A 576-nucleotide genomic window follows, 5' to 3' on the forward strand; every position below is an offset into this window, starting at 1 on the left:
ATCAACCACTTCACCGCCCGCTCAATCCCTGTTCTCTGCATCCATGATTCCTTTCTCATCGACTATCACTACGGTCGAGACCTCAAGACGGCGATGCAGGAAGCCAGCAAGACCGTCGTCGGGGAGAAGCTTGACCTCTCAGGCAACTATCTGGGGCTGGATGAACTGCCAGAAGAGCGAAAGGCCGACGGCAAGGAGATCAGGAGACTAGAGAGGACCGAAGGTTATCTAGAAAGGCGGAGGTGGTTTGAAGAACAGCAGCGAACTAAAGAGGTCTGATCAATGGGCAGAACTAGCAAGACTGGTTTATCTCTTTTCTAAATCTAGAAGCCTATTTCTTCTGACTAGAACTACTTCCAACTATCAGAAATCTATAAACTACTTCACCTCACCCTTGCTCCCCTCTTATCCATTACTTATCCCTATTATCCTTCCCCCTTCCAATACTCAGCCCTATTGGAGGGGGCTTTCGATAAGATGGTCGAAGGGGGGCATTTCTAGGGGCATTCTGAGCCACAGTGGGCCAGATACGCGGTCGTTAGTCTATGTCAGGAAGTACTGGCTGGGGTGGTAGGA

General features: G+C 50.0%; 1 protein-coding gene. It reads left to right on the forward strand.

Translation table 11 applies throughout. From position 1 onward, the window contains the following. Positions 1 to 279: hypothetical protein (locus DL239_RS21405; RefSeq protein WP_167686119.1), on the forward strand; the 279-nt coding region annotated here is incomplete at its 5' end. Between the last annotated feature and the right edge of the window lie 297 nt (positions 280 to 576).

This window comes from Parasedimentitalea denitrificans (assembly GCF_011813015.1).
Lineage (GTDB): Bacteria > Pseudomonadota > Alphaproteobacteria > Rhodobacterales > Rhodobacteraceae > Parasedimentitalea > Parasedimentitalea denitrificans.